The following is a 23,954-nucleotide window of genomic DNA, read 5'->3' on the forward strand; positions in this document are numbered from 1 at the left end:
CAGATGGAGATACGATACAAATGGAGGTGGATCCGCAATTACGAATCCTTCTCAAGCCAATTTTGGAATGGCTCGATGACCCGCGGACCGAAGAAGTTGCGATAAATCGACCTGGGGAGGCATTTGTGCGCCAGGCCGGCGCCTTCCTCAAGTTCCCTTTGCCTGTCTCCTATGACGATCTCGAAGATATCGCTATTTTAGCAGGCGCGCTGAGAAAACAGGACGTTGGACCACGCAACCCACTTTGCGCAACTGAACTTCCAGACGGCGAGCGGCTGCAAATCTGTTTGCCGCCGACGGTACCGTCGGGCACCGTCAGCTTGACGATTCGACGGCCAAGTTCCCGTGTTTCTAGTCTCAAAGAAGTCTCGTCCCGTTACGATGCTCCGAGGTGGAATCAGTGGAAGGGACGAAAAAAACGGCATGATCAGCATGATGAAGCTATCCTTCGGTACTATGACAACGGGGATCTGGAGGCGTTTCTGCACGCATGTGTCGTTGGTCGGTTGACGATGCTGCTTTGCGGACCCACCGGGAGTGGCAAGACAACGATGAGCAAGACCTTGATCAACGCTATCCCGCCGCAGGAAAGGCTGATTACCATCGAAGATACGCTCGAACTCGTCATTCCACACGAGAACCACGTAAGGCTGCTTTATTCTAAGAATGGGGCTGGGCTGGGCGCAGTGACCGCTGAGCACCTGCTACAGGCTAGCCTGCGCATGCGACCGGACCGAATACTGCTCGGCGAGATACGCGACGATGCCGCGTGGGCTTATCTGAGTGAAGTCGTCTCAGGGCATCCGGGATCGATTTCCACAATACATGGTGCCAATCCCGTCCAAGGTTTCAAAAAGCTATTTTCGCTCGTGAAAAGCAGCGCTCAGGGGGCTAGCTTGGAAGATCGCACCCTGATTGACATGCTCGCAACCGCAGTTGATGTCATCGTACCCTTCCGTGCCCACGGTGACATTTACGAGGTGGGCGAAATCTGGCTCGCTGCCGATGCGCGTCGGCGCGGTGAGACAATAGGCGATCTTCTTAACCAGCAGTAGTTGTGATCCATGTTTCTAAATGCCGCATGGCGCGTTGTAGAATTACGTTTGTAGCAATGCTCAGCAATCTTTGTCATAAAACGGAGACATCTAGTTTGCATTTCTGTCGTGCGCGGTTTGGTCGAAATCTTGCCGAAATGCCCGTGTAGTGAGAGAAAATTGACGAGTGGAGTCTAACGAATACAACCTTTACGTGTATAAATTCTGTTGAGCTGCAAATGGCTGGCCAGGATCCTAGATTGAGAGGTGAACCGTTGAAACACGTTCTTGTCATCGATGACGATGTCGCTATGCGGCATCTTATAGTCGAGTATCTTACGATCCATGCCTTTAAGGTGACTGCGGTAGCCGACAGCAAGCAGTTCAATCGTGTACTCTGCTCCGAGACGGTCGATGTCGTGGTCGTCGATCTTAATTTGGGTCGCGAAGATGGGCTTGAAATTGTTCGTAGTCTGGCCACGAAGTCCGATGTTCCAATCATAATTATTAGCGGCGCTCGCCTCGAAGAGGCGGACAAAGTTATTGCGCTCGAGTTGGGAGCAACCGATTTTATTGCCAAGCCTTTTGGGACGCGGGAATTTCTGGCGCGCATCCGTGTTGCGTTACGCGTGCGGCCCAGTGTCGCGCGAACCAAAGATCGACGCTCATTTAGTTTCGCTGACTGGACACTTAATCTCAGGCGACGCCGCTTGATTTCGGAAGAGGGCAGTGAGGTGAAACTCACGGCAGGTGAGTTTAATCTCCTGGTTGCTTTCCTGGAGAAGCCGCGCGACGTCCTATCCCGGGAGCAGCTTCTGATCGCCAGTCGGGTACGCGAGGAGGAGGTGTATGACAGAAGTATTGATGTCCTCATTTTGCGGCTGCGCCGGAAGCTTGAGGGGGATCCGACGACCCCTCAGTTGATCAAGACTGCAAGAGGTGCTGGCTATTTCTTTGACGCTGACGTGGATGTTTCGTACGGGGGTGTGATGGCGGCCTGAGGTAGAGGTGCATTTCGCCTTTAGCAATCTGTTCCCAACGTGAGCAGATTGCTATGCGGCTTGGCAAAGCTGCCTTTCCTCGGTACTATCCGAAAAACTCAGCACTGCGGAGTGATTGGATGGGTCCTATCTTTTGAGAGATCAGCTGTTCGTTGCCTTCTCCCGAGCAAAGAAACATGCAAGCGCTGCGGTAGCCAGCTTGTGGCCAAAAGCCCGGGCGGTCTCCAATCCCAATGGATCAAAGTGATTGCGAGCGACTTCTATTAGCGAGACCGGGAACATGCGGGAGGTCTGAACGATGATTGATTTTTCGAAAGCTGTGTGAGGGATCGGATAACTCTTCGGAGCCGCACGAAACGATCCATCCGCCAGCATGTTTTCAAAATCGCCAAGCGCACGGCGCAAGATCATTTGTAGCGACTTGGAAGGACTGTATTGCAGGATCAGGTTGTCATATATCTTCGATACTTCAGGCGCGGGCGGGCGCGCTGAAAGGAAGACCTGGATCTTTCCTGGCGCTGTCGTCGAACTCAAAGCATCCACGGTCAGCATCGATTGCTGATCAGAGCTGTGACAACGCTTGGCGGTGGCTGGGGCAGGTCGTCGATCTTCCTCGTCGAGATTTTCAGGCGGCTGCGGCAGGGTCGAGTTTTGGGTGGCAACAGGCAAAGAAGGATGGACGATTTCGGGTCGAGCGGCGGCAAGCCGCCTGGCCTCCCCGACAGACAAAGCGGGTTTGCGAATTCCCATCTTCACCCCTCCAAGGCTTCGCTAACCAATTTGGAGATAGTGACGAGTTCCTCCATGGCGATTCTGAGATTCCGTTCGAGGAGGCGCATTGTCGGATCGGTTCTCATATTCAGCAATGTGAGATGCAACATGCCACGTTCCTTCATCGCGGCAAATGCGTCTCTCTCGTGCATGGGAGACTGTACAACTGGAAGGCTTGCGAGCATGTCCGACATCGCGCGCTGCGATGTGGTCAATCGACCAACCGGCACGCGTTGGCGCAATACGGCTGTCGGAATTGCCAAGTTCTCGCTCAGCAGCAGTTCAATGACATAGCGGTAGGTCGACAATGCTTCATCGATATCGAGCGGAGTTAACATGGTCGGGATCAGAAGCAGGTTTGAGCTGGCAATGATCGTGTTGTTGAGTTCGCTCGAACCACCATGCGTATCGGCCAGCGCATAATCAAATCCCTGGAGTTCGGCGTCCTCATAGGCCGCCTCAAGGAGTGCCATTTCCTCGGCGGCGTAGACTTCGCAGAAGGAGCCCCAGGTATTGCTGCGAAGGGCGTTTTCTTTCCATCGCGTTAGTGGTCGGTTTTCATCAGCGTCGAAGAGAGCCAATCGTTTGCCGTCACTTGCAAAGGCGGCGCAAAGACCCATGAGTGCCGTGGTTTTGCCGGCTCCTCCCTTGAAGGAGCAAAATGTCAGAAGTTTCATGTCCTTATCCTGTCGATTTTGTGAAGCGGAAGTGCGTCTGTACTTTTATTTGTGTGTATGATTTTGCGATCATTCATGAGTAATGTAGTAATTACCTGATTTTATATTTCAATTTTATTGTAAAATAATTTCAATTGTAATAATATAAAAATAAATATCCCTTATGTGTTCTTGATTTCGTTTTGTATATGGCTAGATTCCCATCTGCCACGACGAGGAAATGCTACGGCGGGGCAAGTTCAGATCTTTCCGTCTTCTATGGAGGAAGCTATGTCGCAAGGCAGTAGGCCCACCTCAAGTGACATTGCCGTCAACCAGCGCGAATGCGTGAAGGTTGAAGGCTTCAAGGTCGTCAGTACCCGATTAAGATCGGCCGAATATGAGAGTTTTTCTCATCAGGCACGCTTGCTGGGCCTCTCCGACAGCATGGCCATACGGGTTGCGGTGCGCCGCATTGGTGGCTTTCTTGAAATCGACGCAGAGACTCGTCATAGGATGGAGGCCATACTACAATCCATAGGAACACTCTCAAGCAACATTGCCGCGCTGCTATCTGCCTATGCCGAAAATCCGACAATGGATTTGGAGGCTTTGCGAGCTGAACGTATCGCCTTCGGTAAATCTTTCGCTGACCTCGACGGCTTGCTCCGTTCCATTTTGTCCGTATCACGGCGGCGGATCGACGGTTGCTCGCTGCTGAAAGACGCCTTGTAGCACTGACGTAGCACTTGGCGGGGAACATATTCGATGCCCGATCGAGCTCAAGTTATCATTCGCATTGTGCCGGGAGGTGGCACCAAGACCCTTCAACAAATTATCAATCAGTTGGAGTATCTATCCCGGAAGGGCAGGCTGGAGCTGCAGCGTTCAGCCCGACATCTCGATATTCCCCTGCCACCGGATCAAATCCACGAACTTGCCCGAAGCTGGGTTCAAGAGACTGGAACTTATGACGAAAGTCAGCCAGACGAGGAAAGGCAACAGGAGTTGACCACCCATATTATTGTAAGCTTCCCCGCGGGTACAAGCCAGGTAGCGGCTTATGCGGCGAGCCGGGAGTGGGCAGCCGAGATGTTTGGGTCAGGCGCAGGGGGGGGCCGATACAACTATCTTACGGCCTTCCACATCGATCGCGACCACCCACATCTGCATGTCGTCGTCAATCGGCGCGAACTTTTAGGACACGGCTGGCTGAAGATATCTCGGCGCCATCCCCAACTGAATTACGACGCCCTGCGCATAAAGATGGCCGAGATTTCACTTCGTCATGGCATTGCCCTCGATGCGAGCCGACGAGCAGAACGTGGCATCACCGAGCGGCCGATCACTTATGCCCAATATCGGCGCCTTGAGCGGGAGCAGGCTCGCCAAATCCGTTTCGAAGACGCGGATTTGGAACAGTCGTCGCCGCAAGGAGATCATCCAGAATTCAGCCAACCTTTCGATACATCCCCATTTGAAGCATCCGCGGGCGGACCGGAGGACATGCCTCGGCCCAACAATCGGCAGAATGAGTCGCAAGTTCATCTCCAGGAGCCAGCTGGTGTCAGCAACGAAGCCGGTGTCCTTGTGCGGGTTGCATTGGAGACGGAGCGCCTTGCTCAACCATTCGTTTCCGAAACCATTCTCGCGGACGACATAGGGAGCGGCTCTTCGCGTGTTGCCGAGGGCCGTGTGGAGAGCGCAAACCGCACTCCCGATATTCCTCGCGCAGCAACTGGAGCTGCCACGCACACGACACACGACCGGCAGCGGCGTGCAAAGCGTCCTCATGATGACGACGGAGGGCCGAGTGGAGCAAAACGTGTGACATTGGAAGGCATCGCGGTTGGGCCCCAGGCGAACGCCGGCGAACAGGATGGCAGTAGTGGCCCCTTAGTACGGCAAGCTGGAACGTCTCGGCCATCTCCACCGACGGCCACGACGCGGGCCAGCACCGCAACCGATTCATTGTCTGCTACAGCCCACCTCCAGCAACGGAGAGGTGTCTCTTCAAAGCGTCCGCGTGAAGATGATGATGGAGAACCGAGTGAACGCAAACGCGAGAGAGATGAGCGCAGCAAGGACGGGCGTGGGGGAAATAGGAGATAGAGAAGGACCGAGTGATGGCAAATGAAGAGTTCACCAGACACTATGCGTGGCCCGCTCCTGTGGCTTCGAATGATGAAGGGCGTGGGACCGCGCGGATCCCCATCCAGGCACAATCAATCGTTGCTGGAGAAGACGGTCGGGACACTTCGGTCCCAACGGCTTTGTCGCGACCGCCAATTGAAGATATGCCGCACGGCGTCCAAGAAACATCGGCGAGTGGCGGACGACTGGGAGCGGCCCGTCTGCGGGATCCCGTAATCCCGCCAGGAATATCCGAAGCCCGCACGGACCTATCCGCAATTTTGCGGAAAAAAAGCGGTTCTTTCCGCACCGGTATGCAGTATCTGCGTGAGCTTGAACGGGAAAATCTTGATAAACAAGACAGGGAAGCCAGTGCGTTGCCAGATTTAAGTGCAAGGGGCATAAAGCGACCGCGCGAAATTGAGTATCCCGGCAATGCAAGCGGATTAACCATAAAGAGGCAAGTCGGCTTAGGCATAGAGATCAATACTATCTCGGCATCTTCTCCCGTGAACCGGGCCGCGCATTCGTCGAACTGGCAAGGCGCGCCGGAACAGGGCGTGTACAATGTTCAGCCATCGGCAGATAGAGCACAGAAATCTGCGCAGGAAAGTTCGACGTTTCCCGATGGCACTCCTGTTTCCGCTCTCTATTCAGGCCCACTCGCAGAATGGTTCGAGAGGGATACTGGCAGCGAGACGACCAGGAATTCAGGCAACACCATTTCGTCACCGCTCCGAGGGCTGGAGGAGTTCGGCGATTCCGCGGACAGCCGGTATCTTGGGCGCGAAGCTCAGAGTCTTTCAGTTACCGTAACAACGCCTAATTCGAATGCTGAGGCAAGTTCTCATAGCGCACACACTGAAACTCTCGACGATGTCAGCAGTGACCACTCGAGCGAACAGGGGAGGGGTCCCCTTGGCGCCGCAATCCTTGGATCCCATCATGACCTTTCACCGCGTGCACAGAAGTTATCACAAACAAACCGCGATTCCCCTGAACTGACCGACGCCGAACTGGCAAAAGTCGATGCGGTGTTCGAATCTCTCTCCAAGGGGCCCCCGGCCGGGGAGTGCGCCGCACCGGACTTTCGTGAGCGCGGACCAGGCGGCGCTTTCCAGAAAGAAGGCGTGTCCGACAGGGCGAACGGGGTGCCCACTAACTGGGAGGTACCTTTTGGTCGCGGTGGCGGGCATTCACCGCAAGCGCTGAGGTCCTCAGGAGTGGAGCTCGATGACTTCCCTGATTTCACCGAGGCCGAACTGGCAAAAATCGACGCACTAGTCGAATCTCACTCCAACAGATCTTTATCAGTGCGAAATATAGTACCAGATTTGCGCGGAGCGGGAGCAGACAACGTCTTCCGGAAAGAAGGCGTTGTCGAACGCGCGGAGAAGATGCCGATCGATAGTGTGAGTCTTACCAGACTGAATGGCGAGCGTTCACGTTCACTGAAGACATCGCAAGCAAGCCTTGAGGATTTCCCCGATCTAACCGATGCCGATCTGGCCCATATCGAAGAGTCGGAGCGGATCGCAAGAACTGCTGTTGAAAAGGGGAAGCAAAAAATCTCGACCGAAGCCGATACGCGGTTTGATTTGGGCAACTCTTCTGCACCCCGGGTTAGCCCTCGATCGGTTACCCCGTTGGTTCCCAATGCCAATCAGCCGATTACATCGTGGTTCTACGAGGCACAAAAGACTTGTGACAAATTGGTAGAGAACACTTACGTGAAGCCGGCCGTTGACAGTTCTAGGGCGCGAAATGACGTCGAAAACACCGCTGCCAGGCTTGGTGACCCTGCTCCTGCTTTGGGGCATGACAATCTTGGTAGAACTCACGCGTTTACGCCCGTTCGCGACGTGATGTCTAGACCCAGCGCGGACCGACAACTGGCTAGTCATGCGGCAGAACATTCGGCAATAGACGACATTTGGAAACGGGATGACCGTGATCGCAGGACACACCCTTATAGAGGATTGGATTCGCGTTCACGTGAAGGTTACGGGCGGTAAAGGCTGTGTTGTTCGCAGCAACACCCAAATCAAAAGCCCAATTTGCGATCGATCGAAGAATCTCGGTGAAGTGATGAATTCGAGCAAGACTACGCCCCAGCGTTTAGCTGTCAGCATCGTATGTTCGCTGGCAGCCGGTTTTTGCGCGGCAAGTCTCTATGTAACATTTCGCCATGGTTTCAATGGCGAAGCGATGATGACGTTTAGCGTCTTCGCCTTTTGGTACGAGACCCCGCTCTATATGGGTCATGCGACCCCCGTCTTCTATTGCGGTTTAGCCATTGTCGTCTCGACGTCTATTGTTGTGCTGTTAAGCCAACTTATCATATCGTTTCGCAATCACGAGCATCATGGCACGGCTCGTTGGGCGGGATTTGGCGAAATGCGGCACGCCGGTTACCTGCAGCGCTATAATCGTATCAAGGGGCCGATCTTTGGAAAGACGTGTGGCCCTCGTTGGTTCGGCAGTTATCTGACCAATGGCGAACAGCCTCACAGTCTTGTTGTCGCGCCAACGCGCGCCGGCAAAGGCGTTGGCGTCGTTATTCCGACGCTCCTAACCTTCAAGGGTTCGGTGATAGCCCTCGACGTCAAAGGCGAGCTTTTTGAGCTGACTTCCAGAGCACGCAAAGCGGGCGGCGACGCCGTTTTCAAGTTCTCACCTCTGGATCCAGAGCGACGGACTCATTGTTACAATCCCGTCCTCGATATTGCAGCTTTACCGCTCGAGCGGCAGTTTACCGAGACGCGCCGCCTCGCCGCAAACCTCATCACGGCCAAAGGCAAGGGAGCGGAAGGCTTTATCGACGGCGCGCGGGACCTTTTCGTTGCGGGCATCCTTACCTGTATTGAGCGCGGTACGCCAACAATTGGTGCGGTCTACGACTTATTTGCTCAACCTGGAGAGAAGTACAAACTTTTTGCGCACCTCGCGGAAGAAAGCCGAAATAAAGAGGCTCAGCGTATTTTCGACAATATGGCGGGTAACGACACGAAAATTTTGACTTCTTATACATCAGTGCTCGGCGACGGCGGACTTAACCTGTGGGCTGATCCATTGGTTAAAGCAGCGACAAGTCGATCAGATTTTTCCGTCTATGATCTGCGTCGGAAGAGGACCTGCGTCTATCTTTGCGTCAGTCCCAACGACCTCGAGGTCGTGGCGCCATTGATGCGCCTCCTTTTTCAGCAGGTCGTGTCAATTCTGCAGCGATCACTGCCAGGTAAAGATGAGCGGCATGAAGTTTTGTTTCTCCTTGACGAATTTAAACACCTGGGGAAGCTTGAGGCAATCGAGACCGCGATTACAACCATCGCCGGTTACAAAGGCCGCTTCATGTTTATTATTCAGAGTCTCTCGGCCTTGACGGGCACCTACGATGACGCGGGCAAACAAAACTTTCTCAGTAACACTGGCGTGCAAGTATTTATGGCCACGGCCGACGACGAAACACCGACCTATATCTCAAAAGCTATCGGCGACTATACGTTCAAGGCGCGTTCGACCTCATACAGTCAAGCCCGAATGTTCGATCATAACATCCAGATTTCCGATCAGGGGGCACCGCTTTTGCGCCCCGAACAAGTGCGCTTGCTTGACGATAACAATGAAATCGTCCTTATTAAAGGGCATCCGCCTCTCAAACTACGAAAGGTGCGATATTATTCCGATCGTATGCTGAGGCGCCTTTTCGAATGCCAAATTGGCGCCCTCCCTGAGCCCGCATCTTTGATGCTTTCGGAAGGTGTCCATCGGGATGGGCAAGACCTCAGTCAACATGCCGCCGTCACGGAGGCGCAGGGCTTAGGTGACATCGATTCGATACCTAATAATATGGAAGCCGCTACACCGCAAAACAGTGAAATGGATGACGAGCAGGACAGCCTCCCAACTGGAATTGACGTCCCCCAGGGCCTTATTGAAAGCGATGAGGTGAAAGAAGACGCCGGTGGCGTGGTGCCAGATTTCGGTGTTTCAGCTGAAATGGCTCCAGCTATGATTGCACAACAGCAGCTGCTGGAGCAGATCATTGCGCTTCAGCAACGATATGGACCCGCGTCCTCGCACTCGGTGAAATGACTTCAAGCTGCCTTTCACATTGGAATCATTCGATGCGGGGCGTCGTCAGATATTCCGGTTGTATCGAATGCGGAGCTAGACCCCGAGGTTGCCGATTAAGCAGATATCGCCATGAGACCGTCAGGAAACCCAAACGTCGATCTTAGCGGTTCGACTGCATCGCTTGCCGAAGTTCCCGCCGGAGCTACCCCTGTCCTTAATCTAATCGAGCCCAGGAACCGTCCGGCTGACGACTCGCTTGAGGGCCAAACCGATCGCGGCGAGCATCCATCTGCATCATTTGACTATGATGGCATGAAGCTTGGCGCCGCGGAGCGTGAAGCATACGAGAACTGGTGTCCATCGAACCGGCCTACATGGAAAGATCTGGTACTCAGGGCGCGCCTTGATGCAATCGACAGTTCCGCTTGGCTCCCCGATTTGGGCGAGGAGTCGCCTTTGATCTTCAGATATGAAGGGATTCCGCTGGGTGAGGGGGAACGGCAAGCCTACAAAGAATGGCAAGAGGACGCTCAGCCCACATGGGAAGACCTCGTTGTCAACGCACGAATGGCGGAACCTGATCCTTGTGCTGACATCGCAGACGAGCACAATCCCCTCAAAGAAGGCGAGGAGTTTCGGTCTGAAGCGTCGAAACGCAAGCGGAAAAAACCGATCGACCAGGACGAGAATTCTTCTACATCGTTTTACCATGACGGGATGAGGCTCGGAGAACCCGAGCGCGAGGCATATGATAACTGGGGCAACGCGGAGCCGCCCACGTGGAAAGACCTGGTACTTAAGGCGCGCCTTGATGCAATTGACAGCTCCGCCTGGCTCTTTGCTTCAGAAGGGTCTTCCTCGACTTTTGAGTATGAGGGAATTCCACTGGGTGAGGGGGAACGGCAAGCCTACAAAGAATGGCAAGAGGACGCTCAGCCCACGTGGGAGGACCTCGTCGTTAATGCACGCATGGCAGAACTCGACCATTCTTCTTGGATTACAGACGAGCACAATTCCCTTGAAGAAAACTTAGAGTTTGGGCCCGATGCAAGACAGGCCAGCCTGAAGGACTCGACCGACCAGCGGAAGAGTTCTTCCGCGTCATTTATCTATGATGGAATGAAGCTCGGGGAACCCGAGCATGCTGCATACGAGAACTGGAGCAAACCGGAACGACCGTCATGGGAAGCCCTCATCCTAGATGCGCGCCAGGCTTCCATAGCAAGCTCTTCGGTTTCGAATTCGTTACTTGCAAAGACATCCTCGCCAGTCTTTCTATACGAGGGAATGTCGCTAGGGGATGCGGAACGTCAAGCGTATGGAAGGTGGAGGCAGCCTGCCCAACCGCGATGGCAAAATCTTGTGGTGAACGCGCGCCTTGCGGATCTTGATCCGTTGGCCTGGATTCCCGATGAACATGATCCGTTTGCGGAAGCCGAGGCGCTTAGCCCCACTTCGCAATCGAGTGGCGCCAACAAGTCCAACCGCGCTTTGGGTAATCAATCAGATTCAGGCCGGCCCGCCTTCGCATATCTGGCAGCACAAGAGGCGAGTCACCTGCAATCACCGGCATGCTCACAATTGGAAACGAGGCGTGCATTAAATTTCGGGTCGCCTGGACCGGATGCAAATCCAACGGAAAGCATCGCCAAATGTAATCGTTTGGATGGCGTCAGTAAAATTAAGCGATTAGGCACCAAAGGCCGCCGGGCAGTAAACGCGACTATTCACGGCGGCAAGTTCGGTGCGCAAGGACTGTTGTCCGAAGATTGCGGACAAGCGGCTGAGCCCTCTCCGTCGGAACAAACTACTCGGCCGCGAACCGATAATATTGGTACCTATGCAAGCCGGAAAAACGAACGAGCTCGGCTGGCTACAGAGACCGGGAAATACGAATCGGAGCACATTTTCGGATTTAAGGTCGTCCACGATACTTTGCGGGCGACCAAAGAAGGCCGTCGTCTCGAAAGGCCAATGCCGGCATACCTCGAATACAAGGAGCTTCATCGGCAACACGTAGGGACAGGAAGAGGACGGACTGGACTGGTCGGGCGCGGATGGCCGGATGATGCGAGCTATCGCGCAGATCAAAGGGCAACCCTGTCGGACCCTGTTGCGTCCGCGGAAGGTGCAACAGCTTCAAATGGGTACCAGTTGAACCAGCTGGGCTACGCGCACCAGCTCGCCACCCATGGTCTCCAAAGTGAAACGCCCGATGGGGTTACCATGCCAATTCAAGTTGCGACAATTAGCTACAACTATACAGTGAGCCGTGATCCGGTCCTTTCACCACCCAGCAAAGAACAAGCGCCCCCATTGCTACACCTTGGGCCTCGTGGGCAAACGGAAGCTGTGCTTGCCCGCGAGACCGCATTGACCGGAAAATGGCCAACTCTCGAGCGTGAGTGTCAAGTGTATCAGCGGTTTTTGGCCCTGTACGACGTAAAGAAGGATCTGGACGCCAAACAACTTGGTGTACGGCAGAAAAAGCAGGCACTCGTTGCGGCGTTGAACCGGACCGCCGGCTTAATTGGCGCGTCACCTTTGGAAGCTCAATCGTCGACCGCTGAGGTTGAATATACTACCGACGAGCCCGATGAACGACGGGTTTATGATCCGCGCGATCGAGGCAGAGACAAAGCGTTCAATCGCTGACAAAGTCGCCTAGACAATGATTGTTACGGCCTTCGCAATCGATTTCTTGACAGCAGTGCCATTCAACTTTTGATCCACCATCTGCTTGTCTCGTCCCTGGAAAATAATCGGCGGAGAAACGCTCGACAGCTTCTATTGCCAAGCCCCGTGCGATCGATCGTAAGCGCACAATTCACCGCACCTATTCACAGAACAGCGAATGAAGGAGTCTGTGTCCACAAGGGAGACTGTGGACACAATGACATTGGATATCTTGAATGGTTCAGGGGGTCTTCGGGCTGTGAAGGTTCTTCCCAACGGGAAGCGGCGTTTCGATCCGGTCGAGAAAGACCGGCTGATCGACGCTGCAATGAAGCCCGGGGTATCGGTTGAGCGAACGCGAACTTGACACTCAAAGATTACGCGCCGCGGAACGCGCCCTCGATAAACAAGTCTGGCAGAATCCTCCCGTTAACCCCTCCCGGTCGCAACGAGGAGATGCCAATAGTCATCTTCGAAACGAACGCGATGAGCGGCTAGAGTCGGAGATGACGATCGCGCATCAAGCCGCTTCCGTCTCCGTTGGCGAGGATCGCCAAGCTCTTGATGCCGCTCGATCGACCTTGAATGAACTGCACAATTCGCCATCGTCGGATGATAGGGCAAACTTGAGTTCGCCGAGAGCCGAAATTTGCGACCGTACAACGTATCCGCCGTCTCCATCCCATTGAATACGGATATTCCTGAGCATTGAGGTCCGTGCCAATACGTCTCCGGCAAGAGCTGGAGATTTGGCATGGCGGATGATGAGGGATTTGCTGGGCGCTTTGAGATTGTCGAGGCGCGTCGAGGAATACTATCCCCCTCGACAAGCGAAGAGTCTGATCCGTAGGGTCGAGGCCGTGCAGAACACCGTAAACGCTAACGGCGGGATCCCGAACGACCAGTCATTGTGGCATTCCGAAAGAATTACATTCACACGGCACCGGTTACTCGATCACTATCTCCTGCGGCCTTATTCGATAAAGTCGTGCTAACTCCGTGACTTGGCAAGAATTACATATGAAACGCGATATTCGTTTAATGACGGAGGCTCGGATGGTAGATTCACCGAAGGCTCAATTCTATTAGGAGTCTTGATTGTGTCCGAAGAGTGACTGCCGCTGCAGCAGCCTAGAAAGCAATGCACGGTGATGATGTTGATCGGACGGCTTTCGTCCCGCGCAGGCTACCGGCTGAAGCCGCTTACGTCGATAGTCAAGTTGACCTGGCGGCAAACCGACAACCTCACTGTGTGACTTGTTTTGAGCGACTTTTGGTTCAAGAGAAAGATGAAAACCGTCGACGATTGTGGGCTTCCGGCAAAGCATGCGCCACGTCTGAAGAGAGTTGTGCAGGAGGCCCTACACTCGCACCGGGCCATTCGGGGCCATGAAGATGGAGCAAACCTTAATTTGCACCGATAATTTTCCGTTCGATGGATTTGGGCTGGGCAGGATCGGAGCGGAAGGCACTAGGAAAATCGTAATTTCTGTAGGAGAAACAATGATATGGTGATCATCAAGCTAAATGCGAATAAAAACATGCCTGTCTTGGCGGTTGAGAAGCCGCAAGAAATTCACAAAGAGGAGTTGAGCGACCATCACCAGTCAAATGGCTTTACGAGTTTGGATCTCGAAATGATTGAACTGGAGAATTTTGTCCTTCACTGCCCGCTCCCCGAAGAAAACCTAGCCGGCTAAAAGGAGTTAGACGATGGATCCAAAGGCCGAAGGCAATGGTGAAAATATCACTGAGACCGCAGCAGGCAATGTCGAAACTTCTGATTTCGTGAATTTGAAGCGCCAGAAGAGGGAGGGCGTAAATTCCACCGGGATGTCCGAAATTGATATGACGGGTAGCCAAGAAACTCCCGAACACAACATGCACGGAAGCCCGACTCACACGGATGATCTCGGCCCGCGGTTGGATGCGGACATGCTCGATTCTCAGTCAAGTCATGTTTCTAGCAGCGCTCAAGGCAATCGGTCTGAGGTTGAAAATGAGCTATCCAACTTATTCGCGAAGATGGCTTTACCAGGCCATGATCGGCGTACCGACGAGTATATTCTTGTGCGGCAAACCGGACAAGACAAGTTCGCAGGTACTACTAAAGGTAACCTCGATCATCTGCCCACCAAGGCGGAATTCAATGCGAGCTGCCGGCTCTATAGGGATGGAGTCGGCAACTACTATCCCCCGCCCCTCGCATTCGAGAGGATCGATATCCCGGAGCAATTGGCTGCACAATTGCATAACCTGGAGCCAAGAGAACAGAGTAAACAGTGTTTTCAGTACAAGTTGGAAGTCTGGAATCGCGCTCACGCAGAGATGGGCATCACTGGCACCGACATCTTCTATCAAACAGACAAGAATATTAAGCTCGACCGAAATTATAAATTGAGGCCTGAGGATAGATATATACAAACAGAGAAATACGGGCGCAGAGAAATTCAAAAACGCTATGAGCACCAGTTTCAAGCTGGTTCACTGCTGCCGGATATCTTAATCAAGACCCCGCAAAATGATATACATTTCTCGTACAGGTTTGCGGGCGACGCTTACGCTAACAAGCGATTTGAGGAATTCGAACGCGCAATCAAAACTAAATACGGTAGCGATACCGAGATCAAGCTCAAATCCAAATCTGGGATTATGCATGACTCCAAATATTTGGAATCATGGGAGCGGGGCAGTGCGGATATCCGTTTCGCAGAGTTCGCCGGCGAGAATCGAGCTCACAACAAGCAGTTTCCGGCTGCGACTGTGAATATGGGAAGGCAGCCAGATGGCCAGGGAGGGATGACTCGCGATCGCCATGTAAGCGTTGACTACCTATTGCAAAACCTACCCAACTCCCCTTGGACGCAAGCTTTGAAAGAGGGAAAGTTGTGGGATCGAGTTCAGGTCCTTGCTCGCGACGGAAACCGTTACATGTCACCTTCAAGACTGGAATATTCCGACCCCGAACACTTTACCCAACTGATGGATCAAGTTGGTCTGCCCGTGTCGATGGGTCGGCAAAGTCATGCGAATAGTGTCAAGTTTGAGCAGTTTGACAGACAGGCAGCGGTTATTGTTGCGGATGGCCCGAACTTACGTGAGGTTCCAGATTTGTCCCCGGAAAAGTTGCAACAACTGTCTCAAAAAGATGTCCTGATAGCGGATCGCAATGAAAAGGGGCAAAGAACCGGCACTTACACTAATGTTGTGGAATATGAGCGCCTGATGATGAAATTACCGAGCGACGCAGCGCAGCTTCTCGCTGAACCGTCCGATAGATATTCACGTGCTTTTGTCCGGCCGGAGCCAGCATTGCCCCCCATCAGTGACAGCCGGCGGACTTATGAAAGCCGACCGCGCGGCCCAACCGTAAACAGTCTGTAGATTTCCTGATACCGCGTCAGTGACGAAGCCCTTTAGTTCAAAATATGCATTTGAAAGGATTCAACAATGGTCGACACGACGAAGAAGAGTGTCGCGAAGTCGCTTACGGCTGACATGCGCCGTTCTGCTAAGCGGCTTTCTAAGCAAATGCGTAAAACCTCGCTTACTGAAGAGGAGGCAACAAGGAATCTAGCCCGGCTCGAAACGCCGGACCAGAAGCGAAAATATGTCGCCGATATGCAGATAATCGACAAGCTGGAAGACGGCTTTCGAGGCGAAATAAGCTATAAAATGCTTGGAAATAAACAGCTTCGGGTCGACAGCCCAAAAGAATTAACGCGCGAGCATGGTATAATAAGAAAAACAAGAAAGGTTCTGAAGCGTAACGCAGAGACTGGCAATGTTTACTTGGGTCTCCACGAAAAGAAGACCTGGAGGAGCGTTAGCAGCCATCTTTATGCCGAGGACGGTACACTTCGCGCGAAGCATGTGAAATACAAAGACGGACGCTTTGAAGAAAAATGGGAACGAGACGAAAATGGCCTGCTGTTCCGCACGCAGTTTGTCAACCGAAATCGGCTATTTCAACCTATTTCCGAGAAGGTCAGCACACCCTACCGGAGCGGACCGGAAAACCGGCTTTTTCGTGAACTAACCCGTCGAAAAGGTTCCAAGCAGGAAACTTTTGAGCGGGACGAAAAAGGCAACCTCGAGCTCATCGGCAGCAAACGTCTCGGCTTTTCCAAGAATTCGACGAAAGCCGTGGATCGTCAGACCTCTCAGACGACGATTCGAAAACTTGGTGGCGCATTCAGCAAATCTTATAGATCCCTGCTAGACACAGAGGGCAACGAACTTGGCCGAGATATATCGAGTCATCGACGGCTCTTCAACAAGCGATCGGCTGTCTACGATGAGGCTAGCGGGCAATTGACGAGCACCAAGCATACGTTCGGTAAGATCTACAAGAGTGAAACAGCGTATTTGAACGCTGATATCAAAAAAGTCTCAAAAAAGATACTCGGCGTGACGGTTCGTCGGAAACTGACGACGCTAAGTGAACAAGAACACGACGCTCAGAAGCTGCGAAATTCGGAATCCATTGAGCATAGGAAGGCTTGGCAAGAGCGCGCAGTTATCCCTAGATCGCCTCCACGGGAGACGGCAAATGTGGATTCGGCGCCGCAGTCGCATCTGGTCAACTCTCTTAGAGACGGCCGTCGTGATGAGGCTGAGCCTAGGGTTGTGCCTGCAAAAGACCGACGATTTGATGGCGTTATACAAAATTCACCCTTGTTTCGGCAACCGAACTCCGAGCGACGGGTCGGTTCCCAAACACTACCTCCATCGTCAAATGTGCGTGCCTTAGATCCAGTTTTTCCAAGGGAAGGCGCTAAGTCGGAAAAAGGGCCAGTGGCGGTCAATCTCCAGCGTGATAATGAAAGGGAAAAGCAAGAGGAAAAAAACCTCAGTGAGAGGCGGGGAAATCTCTTCCGGTCAAGCCGGTCAATAACAGAGATGTCGTTTCCCGGATCGCCGGAAAGAATAACGATGTTAGGTTTGCGGCGGGCCTCGATAAACCCATCCGCCGATCCGCAATCGCCGGTCGGCAGAACGGATTCCCAAGCGCCGCCGATGTCCTTATTTCCGATCAATAATCATCAGTCGGATCCAAACGAGCAAGAGCTCTTGAGTTTCCTGCATAGCGTGCCAGTCCCGCCGCCTTTGGAAGTACATGGCGCACCAGGCGGGCGTGTTGAGGACAGCCTCCGTGGAGCTTCCGGAGACAGCCTGGTGCGAACGAGTTCAGTGTCGGAGAGTGTGTTCGATGAACATTCGCAAGGGCCTTTGGAACGCGATCACTCGACCAATGCGACAAGTGAGCGCTTTGATCCGCAGGCTTTGTTTGGCGAACCGGGCTTGTCGCGCGTCTCAGAAACACGACCAGAACTCTCGATGCAAGGCGACCATTTGACAAATTCGGAACAGCAAGCGTTACTGAATGAACTGCTTAGTGTGCCATTACCGGGTCCTTTGCCGAAGGCGGATCATGAGCGACCGAGGGTTTTGGAAAGCTCACGGAGCCGAGAGCGCTCCATGTCAGGAGGGCTTTCACTTTAGAATGAAATTACCGATTCAAGTGTCCACCCAGTGGCTTGATTGAAACAGGCCAAGATGTGCGGAACACACCACTTCGAGGTGATGCTCGAGGAATAGTTCAGAGTTGTGACATCCCGCTGCGCAGCCTCTACGCATATTAGATGACTCTGCGAGAACGTTTGTGTAGCTTGCAATGTAGCTATGTTGAACCGCCAGCCCATAGGAGCAATGCCGTGAGTGTCTCATCAAAGCCCACCTGCCGTGTCGTGCGGCCCCGCGATACCTATGCCGGAAAACAGGGCTTCAGCGTAACCGATGTCCTACCCCCCCCGTTGTTCTCGCCGCCCTAATCTGTGATCGGCTTTCCATGGACGAGCAACGGGAGTTTCTCCATGGAGAGTACATTGGAGTTTCTCACAACCAGGAAGTCTGGACGTGAGATTCACCGGCATTGGCCGGACGAGGTCAAGGCGCAGATCGTTTCGGAAAGCTTGAGACCTGGCGCGCGATGGTGAATGAGGGCGCCGAGCGCTATGGATTGCGGGCGAACCGCCTTTCGACTTGGCGAACGATGGCGCGGCAGGGCAAGCTTGTTCTACCTGCACCCGATGACCCAGTGGAGTTCGCAGCGGTAGTCATCGATCCACCCGTTGCGGAGCCGCTGATCAATAAAACTAGCCGCCCTGAGATCATCGTCGGCGCTGTCACCATCCGCCTGGAAGAAGGTGCGTCTGCCGCCCGCATTGCCGCTATTGCGCGTGCCTGCGCGGTTCCGGCATGATCTTTCCGTCGAACCGCGTACGGATCATGGTCGCGACCAAGCCGGTCGACTTCCGTAAAGGTCATGATGGATTGGCGGCATTGGTCAAGAATGAGCTGCGCAAAGATGCCGTAATCGGCCGCATGCGCATAGAAGGCGCGCTCTTCCTTCGACAGCCCCGGCCGTTCCTGCTCCCCCGACCATGCGAAGACATGCTTCCTGGATCTTGCGCGTTTGACGACCGGATCGAGGGCGTCGAATTTCTTGTCGAAATAGGTTGATTGCCACTCGCGGTGATAGTTGGTCACCGCGATGATATGCTTGTGCTGGATGTGAAGGTAGGCAAAACCGGTGAAGCCGAAATGCTCGGCGAAGTCCGCGAGCCCGGTCTTCAGGATGCATTCATCGCCCTCGATTGCGGCAAGATCGGTCAACTTGTCCAGCCAGTGCTGCATTCCATACCCCCATCTGTGATTACAACTATCCTTGTCGTCGCGGTCCGCCTCGACAGTCGGCGACCGGGAGCCCCAAGGACCGGGGCCATGGCGCGCAACTGATCGCGGAAATCGAGGCCGCGATAGTTGGATTCCAGGTAGGCGTGGCTGAAGTCGATCAGGGCTACGACATCCGGATGATTGACGGCTTTCACCGTTGCGGCAACTTCGGCCGGAGTCTGACGATACTGGCCCGGCTCCGTTGTGAAAATATTCTCAAAGGCGATGCGAATACCGTACGCTTTGGCATGCTCGCCCAATTCGAGCAGCGCTTCGCATTGACGCTCGTCAGCGCCGGCGCGTTGAGCGATCTGATCGGCGCGCAGAAAGCCCGCGTGCTGGACGAGAACGCGGGCGTCGATGCTGTCGCAAATCTCGACCAGTGCCTTTGCAGCATCGACCTGGTGCCGGCGCGTTGCCGGGTCCATGAAGTTCGAGGACACGAGGCCGTGCACGGTATAGCGGAAGGAAAACGTCTCAAGAAGGGTTCTGAGCCGATCGGCACGCTCTTTGACGATGCGGCCACCCGCGATCAGATCGAGGCTGGAAAGGGCGAGTTCGACCGTGTCGACGCCGATTGCCTCAAGGCGGCGCAGCTCTCTCTCGAGGCTGTCAAGCTCGCCGTCCGTCGATGCCGTATTGAAGCCCGTTGCGATAATATTGTTCATAATGATTTCCAGTTCTGAGGCGCTTAACCCGCTTTGGAGGCGACGGCGGCGGCCCGTTGGATTTCTCGTTCTTCGAGCCTCGCAAAGAGGCCGCGTAGCTCCGGCTCGCCGACCGCCGATGCCGCCAGACGGGGACTGAACCATTGAAGGTCGCGTTGATGGCGTTCCGGAAAGTCGTCTTCCATCCGCTGGACATCGAGAAGATGGACCTGGACCATTGCCGGAATGAACTCGCCGTCACCAAGCCTCTTCACGTAGGTGTAATGACCCCAAGCCTTTTTTCGGACGCGTCCCCGGACACCAGCCTCCTCCCAGGCTTCCTGGCTTGCGACCTCATGCGGCTTCTTTTTCGCCATTGGCCAACCTTTGGGTATGACCCAGCGCCCGGTACCCCGGCTGGTAATAAGGAGAACCTCGATTGGGCCTGAACTGTCATCGGTTCGCCGATAGCAAATAGCGGCGTACTGGGTCCTGATTTCGCCGGTCCAGAGCTTGTCAGCTACCATTGCCAGTCGTGCTAAAGCTGTTTGTCCTGCAGGTTCACCGGGCATGGCGTGATCCACCCTCGAATTGAGAAAGCGTAGCGGTCATCCCTGGCGCGGGTGACCGTTCAACCGTGTTGGAACGGTCTTGCCGCCGACCAGAATCAGATCTCGAACAGGTGCATAAATCACGCCGAATGACGGACGACGGTTCCCGTACAGACCAATCGAGATCGCCCAATTCTGGCCGCCGCGGACGAAGTTGAATGTTCCGTCGATCGGATCGATGACCCACACGCGCCCGGAGGCGCCAGGAATCTCGCCACTTTCTTCACCCATGATGCCATCATCGGGGAACGCCTCCCGCAAGCTGCCAATCAGGAATGCCTCAACGTCCTTGTCGGCCTCGGTAACGAGGTCGAGGTGTCCCTTTGTCTCGACGGGAAGGCTCGACAGGGAACGAAAGTGATCGAGGGCACGCTCGCCGGCTTTGCGGGCGATCTTCTCGACAATGGCAGCGGTATCCTGCTCGGCAGACTTTGGCATATTCTGATCAGCCATTTGCTTCTTCTTTCAGCCTTGCAACCTGTGCGACATCGTCTCCGAGAAACTGGTCGAGCTCCCCGTCGCGGATTCCCTGGATAACCTGAGCTTCGACATTGATGCCGTACTGCATCAGCTTTTCATGATGTCCGGCTGGCAGGTAGCAGAATGCCGCGAAGCCCTTGTCTCGAAGCTGGCGCGCCTCGCCGCTGGCGAAGTGGTATATCTCGATGTTCATCGCATCGAGGTCGGCCTGGCGGGCAATAGCGGCAGGGTCGATCAGCCGGGAATGCATCAGGCCGACAGTCGGAACTTCGGGTCCCCGACCTGTACCATTCGGTGAGCAATGGATAGGGGAGTTGATATCGTCAACCGTTCACTTCTAAAGAAATAGCGCCACTCAGCTTCCTCAGCGGCTTTATCCAGCGATTTCCTATTATGTCGGCATAGTTCTCAAGATCGACAGCCTGTCACGGTTAAGCGAGAAATGAATAAGAAGGCTGATAATTCGGATCTCTGCGAGGGAGATGATATTTGATCACAGGCAGCAACGCTCTGTCATCGTTACAATCAACATGCTACCCTCCGCGAGATCATCCGTGTTTCAAACCCGGCAGCTTGGTTGCCGTTCTTCCGAATAGCATCGGTAACATGAGCAAAGTCTGCCGCCTTACAACGGCTCTCCCGCTGACGCCGTCCCGGACTGATGGGCTGCCTGTATCGAGTGGTGATTTTGTGCCGAGCTGCCGGTCGGGGAGCTGTTGGCTGGCTGGTGGCAGGATATATTGTGGTGTAAACAAATTGACGCTTAGACAACTTAATAACACATTGCGGACGTTTTTAATGTACTGAATTCACATCCGTTTGATACTTGTCTAAAATTGGCTGATTTCGAGTGCATCTATGCATAAAAACAATCTAATGACAATTATTACCAAGCATCAATGAGATGATGTGTGTGTCTATGTGTAAATATTGCGCGGAGTCATTACAGTTATAATTATTTTACGAGTTATTTAAAGTTATAAATACATTTATATACCAAGATATATAGACTATTATAAAATATGAAAATTATATAAGTAATTCAATATTACAGAGAATAGATAGATAACATAATTTACTTCCTATGTCTGATATACGGGATTCTATAATAATATCACGGTACAGATTTTCCATCTTGCTCTATAACGTCGAGATGGGGGCAGTGGTGATCAACCCTGCGGGGAACGCCTTTGTTACGCCATTCCCAGAATGACATCTCATCCTCAGATCGGTCTGATATAACCCAGTCGGCAATCGCTGCTGCATTGCCGGGTATTCCATAGCCACGGCGAATGTACTTTCGTTCATCTGTCTCGCGTGGCATCGGTCTCCCTGTCCTGATGTTAATTGAAAATTCTGCTTTCTCGCCATTTTCCAGTTGAGCGGAGAAATCGTAGCATCTTGTTGCAGTTGCCAGCTTAAGGTGTGGACGCATCTTTCGCACTTCTGGATTGTCCTTCACATAATAGGCAAGGCGTACTGCGGCGTAATCTGCGTTGAAGGCTCTAACGATTTCCGGTTTGTCACAGAGGCCCAGCTGCTCAGGTTTTACCCTGGCCATCACAATGTGAACTGCGACCACTCTCATCGGCTGCCTGAGCATCGAATCGATCCAGATTTTGCCGCCTTCATAAAGGTCCTCGACGGCGATGTCGCTAAGATCGATCAGTTTTGCCAACCTCGGAAGTTCTTGAGGAAAAATCACCGGCATGAGCGCGACGGTTTCCCTCCAATCAGGCTCAGGGCTAACCTGTTTGACCGCGTCAAAGAACGCTTCGCCGCTGGAGTACTCGAAGGTGTAAAAGAGAAGGACCACACGTTGACGGTATTTCGGACGGCGGCTTAGCCAAGCAGTGATAATGTGGGCTTCAAAGTCGCGACCATCTAAAAAGAAGGTTGCGCCTGGATTGACGTCGAAAACCTTATCCAAAAGAGGCTCAAGAAAAGGGATGATGTCGTTTGTTACGGTGTATGATTCTGTGATCTCACCATTTGAAACCTCTCGAATGATCACCGGTATATTCTTAACATCTGCTGAATGGAGTTCTCGGATCAGTCTATCCGGTAACGTGGAAATCCGCCAGGTATTGAAGTCGTGAGACACAACGGGCAAATTGTCAGAAGTTAGTGTCGTATCCAATTCAGAAAGATTTCGCCGTTCCATCCCTCCGAGGGCAGTCAGTAATGAGGTTTCGGTACACTCCTGTACGCCCTTCCCCAAGTTGTACATGCCCCGGTGTTCTATGACTTGAAGGGGCAGTTGCTCTTCAAGGCGTTCAAGAAGGTGTGGTACCGAATGACGAGCAAGCACCTCGTCTGAAGTTACGCCTGCTGGGAGATCCCACTGGATTTCCCACCTGGGCCATCCTGTATCCTTCACTGGGAAGGGTTTGCGCTGACAGAGTACCTGAAAAAAACCGGTTAAAAACTCGGAATGAACCGGAAATCAAAAGAAAGAAAAAGATGAACCTACATCCATATTTCGAGAAAAGCGTGTGTTCGAAACGTCGGTTCGGGCTAGAGCAGGAGGGTACCGAATGATCGCAGCCGCACAGAAAGAGCGCGGTTTAGTTTGTTATAGCAAGCGCTACACAGGTCGTTTGCCCAGTTTAAATGTATAAGACAAGACTGCCAGCTGGAAGTTGAGGAATAGCGTCTTAAATTCATCATGATATAAGCATGCGCGGGAATCCCGCTCCTTTTTTGAAAGCTAAGGTCAGTGTCGGCCGCAATGGCAGTGGATACCAGAATTTTCAAATCGTACTGTTCGACGGGTCTGACTTCTTTCAATCTAGGCCGCCGAAAGTATTTCTTATATAGGAGCACGTTTATCATTTGATGTTAGTACAAACACGTTTTCGCTGTCGGCAGATGGAGGTGCATAATTATAAAAGGATGATGCCTATAAAGAAGAGACTAATATTATAATATCGGCTATTATGACTAAGGAAATTTCTTGAAATTATTGCGTTATGGTTGAATTATTATTCTAGAGGCCCTGTATTTTTGCCGACATTACTAATTTTTATTATCTGCGGCAGTGTATAGAAGCCTCATACTTTACGGACGCGCGCTCTGCAGTTAAAGTCGCTAGATTGGCAGGGGGACCTGGGAAGCACCTCCAAAGTGC

At 53.2% G+C, this 23,954-nt stretch carries 18 protein-coding genes and 1 pseudogene; 11 read left to right on the forward strand and 8 right to left on the reverse strand.

The window, feature by feature from the left end:
• The first annotated feature begins 20 nt into the window (after nucleotides 1-20).
• On the forward strand, nucleotides 21-1,055 hold the full coding sequence (virB11, locus tag ACQZ45_RS23195; RefSeq protein WP_010891493.1) for a P-type DNA transfer ATPase VirB11: 1,035 nt from the start codon (nucleotides 21-23) through the stop codon (nucleotides 1,053-1,055).
• A gap of 218 nt (nucleotides 1,056-1,273) precedes the next feature.
• Complete coding sequence (virG, locus tag ACQZ45_RS23200; RefSeq protein WP_010891492.1) at nucleotides 1,274-2,035, forward strand: two-component system response regulator VirG; 762 nt, start codon at nucleotides 1,274-1,276, stop codon at nucleotides 2,033-2,035.
• 141 nt (nucleotides 2,036-2,176) lie between these two features.
• Here the strand turns inward: virG and ACQZ45_RS23205 are convergent, their stop codons facing one another.
• A complete protein-coding gene (locus tag ACQZ45_RS23205) occupies nucleotides 2,177-2,785 on the reverse strand; it encodes a conjugal transfer protein VirC2 (RefSeq protein WP_045023999.1) in 609 nt (202 codons plus the stop codon).
• 2 nt (nucleotides 2,786-2,787) lie between these two features.
• A complete protein-coding gene (locus ACQZ45_RS23210; RefSeq protein WP_010891490.1) occupies nucleotides 2,788-3,483 on the reverse strand; it encodes a conjugal transfer ATPase VirC1 in 696 nt (231 codons plus the stop codon).
• Nucleotides 3,484-3,753: 270 nt separating this feature from the next.
• Here ACQZ45_RS23210 and virD1 point away from each other — a divergent pair, with 270 nt between their 5' ends.
• The 9 genes from virD1 (at nucleotide 3,754) to ACQZ45_RS23255 (ending at nucleotide 17,853) form a co-directional block, all read left to right on the forward strand.
• Nucleotides 3,754-4,197, forward strand: coding sequence for a T-DNA border endonuclease subunit VirD1 (gene virD1 / locus ACQZ45_RS23215; RefSeq protein ID WP_010891489.1), 444 nt, complete (start codon nucleotides 3,754-3,756; stop codon nucleotides 4,195-4,197).
• Nucleotides 4,198-4,230: 33 nt separating this feature from the next.
• Nucleotides 4,231-5,574: a T-DNA border endonuclease VirD2 gene (locus ACQZ45_RS23220; protein WP_045231709.1), complete on the forward strand. Its 1,344-nt coding sequence runs from the start codon at nucleotides 4,231-4,233 to the stop codon at nucleotides 5,572-5,574.
• 302 nt (nucleotides 5,575-5,876) lie between these two features.
• The gene (locus ACQZ45_RS23225) at nucleotides 5,877-7,610 is read left to right on the forward strand and encodes a protein virD3 (protein ID WP_234903668.1); all 1,734 of its coding nucleotides are present in this window, start codon (nucleotides 5,877-5,879) and stop codon (nucleotides 7,608-7,610) included.
• Between the two features lie 73 nt (nucleotides 7,611-7,683).
• Nucleotides 7,684-9,690 (forward strand): type IV secretion system ATPase VirD4, encoded by a 2,007-nt coding sequence (gene virD4 / locus ACQZ45_RS23230; protein ID WP_045231707.1) that lies wholly within the window; start codon nucleotides 7,684-7,686, stop codon nucleotides 9,688-9,690.
• A 111-nt stretch (nucleotides 9,691-9,801) separates the two neighbouring features.
• Complete coding sequence (locus tag ACQZ45_RS23235) at nucleotides 9,802-12,327, forward strand: virA/G regulated protein (RefSeq protein ID WP_045024003.1); 2,526 nt, start codon at nucleotides 9,802-9,804, stop codon at nucleotides 12,325-12,327.
• A 1,162-nt stretch (nucleotides 12,328-13,489) separates the two neighbouring features.
• Nucleotides 13,490-13,741 carry a type IV secretion system virulence effector VirE3 gene (gene virE3, locus ACQZ45_RS23240; protein WP_010974776.1) on the forward strand — a complete coding sequence of 84 codons (252 nt, stop codon included), beginning with the start codon at nucleotides 13,490-13,492 and terminating at the stop codon, nucleotides 13,739-13,741.
• A gap of 115 nt (nucleotides 13,742-13,856) precedes the next feature.
• A complete protein-coding gene (virE1, locus tag ACQZ45_RS23245) occupies nucleotides 13,857-14,048 on the forward strand; it encodes a type IV secretion system effector chaperone VirE1 (RefSeq protein ID WP_010891482.1) in 192 nt (63 codons plus the stop codon).
• Between the two features lie 13 nt (nucleotides 14,049-14,061).
• Nucleotides 14,062-15,732, forward strand: coding sequence for a type IV secretion system single-stranded DNA binding effector VirE2 (locus ACQZ45_RS23250; protein WP_045024005.1), 1,671 nt, complete (start codon nucleotides 14,062-14,064; stop codon nucleotides 15,730-15,732).
• A gap of 66 nt (nucleotides 15,733-15,798) precedes the next feature.
• Complete coding sequence (locus tag ACQZ45_RS23255) at nucleotides 15,799-17,853, forward strand: virA/G regulated protein (RefSeq protein ID WP_045231705.1); 2,055 nt, start codon at nucleotides 15,799-15,801, stop codon at nucleotides 17,851-17,853.
• Between the two features lie 510 nt (nucleotides 17,854-18,363).
• On the opposite strand, the gene ACQZ45_RS23260 is transcribed toward ACQZ45_RS23255, so the two are convergent.
• The 6 genes and pseudogenes from ACQZ45_RS23260 to ACQZ45_RS23285 form a co-directional block, all read right to left on the reverse strand.
• Complete coding sequence (locus ACQZ45_RS23260) at nucleotides 18,364-19,047, reverse strand: autoinducer binding domain-containing protein (protein WP_421721600.1); 684 nt, start codon at nucleotides 19,045-19,047, stop codon at nucleotides 18,364-18,366.
• A gap of 71 nt (nucleotides 19,048-19,118) precedes the next feature.
• Nucleotides 19,119-19,754: pseudogene (locus ACQZ45_RS23265) on the reverse strand (sugar phosphate isomerase/epimerase family protein); the annotation flags it as partial.
• A 23-nt stretch (nucleotides 19,755-19,777) separates the two neighbouring features.
• Nucleotides 19,778-20,305, reverse strand: a complete 528-nt coding sequence (locus ACQZ45_RS23270) for an NUDIX hydrolase (protein ID WP_045231704.1) — start codon at nucleotides 20,303-20,305, stop codon at nucleotides 19,778-19,780.
• 36 nt (nucleotides 20,306-20,341) lie between these two features.
• A complete protein-coding gene (locus ACQZ45_RS23275) occupies nucleotides 20,342-20,797 on the reverse strand; it encodes an inositol monophosphatase family protein (RefSeq protein WP_045231761.1) in 456 nt (151 codons plus the stop codon).
• Nucleotides 20,790-21,074, reverse strand: a complete 285-nt coding sequence (locus tag ACQZ45_RS23280) for an agrocinopine phosphodiesterase (RefSeq protein ID WP_010974926.1) — start codon at nucleotides 21,072-21,074, stop codon at nucleotides 20,790-20,792. The genes ACQZ45_RS23275 and ACQZ45_RS23280 overlap by 8 nt, the downstream gene beginning before the upstream one ends.
• 864 nt (nucleotides 21,075-21,938) lie before the next feature.
• Nucleotides 21,939-23,204: a glycerophosphodiester phosphodiesterase family protein gene (locus tag ACQZ45_RS23285; RefSeq protein ID WP_045231703.1), complete on the reverse strand. Its 1,266-nt coding sequence runs from the start codon at nucleotides 23,202-23,204 to the stop codon at nucleotides 21,939-21,941.
• Nucleotides 23,205-23,954: the final 750 nt, after the last annotated feature.

The sequence above is a fragment of the Agrobacterium sp. 16-2014-1-2a genome (genome assembly GCF_053522705.1).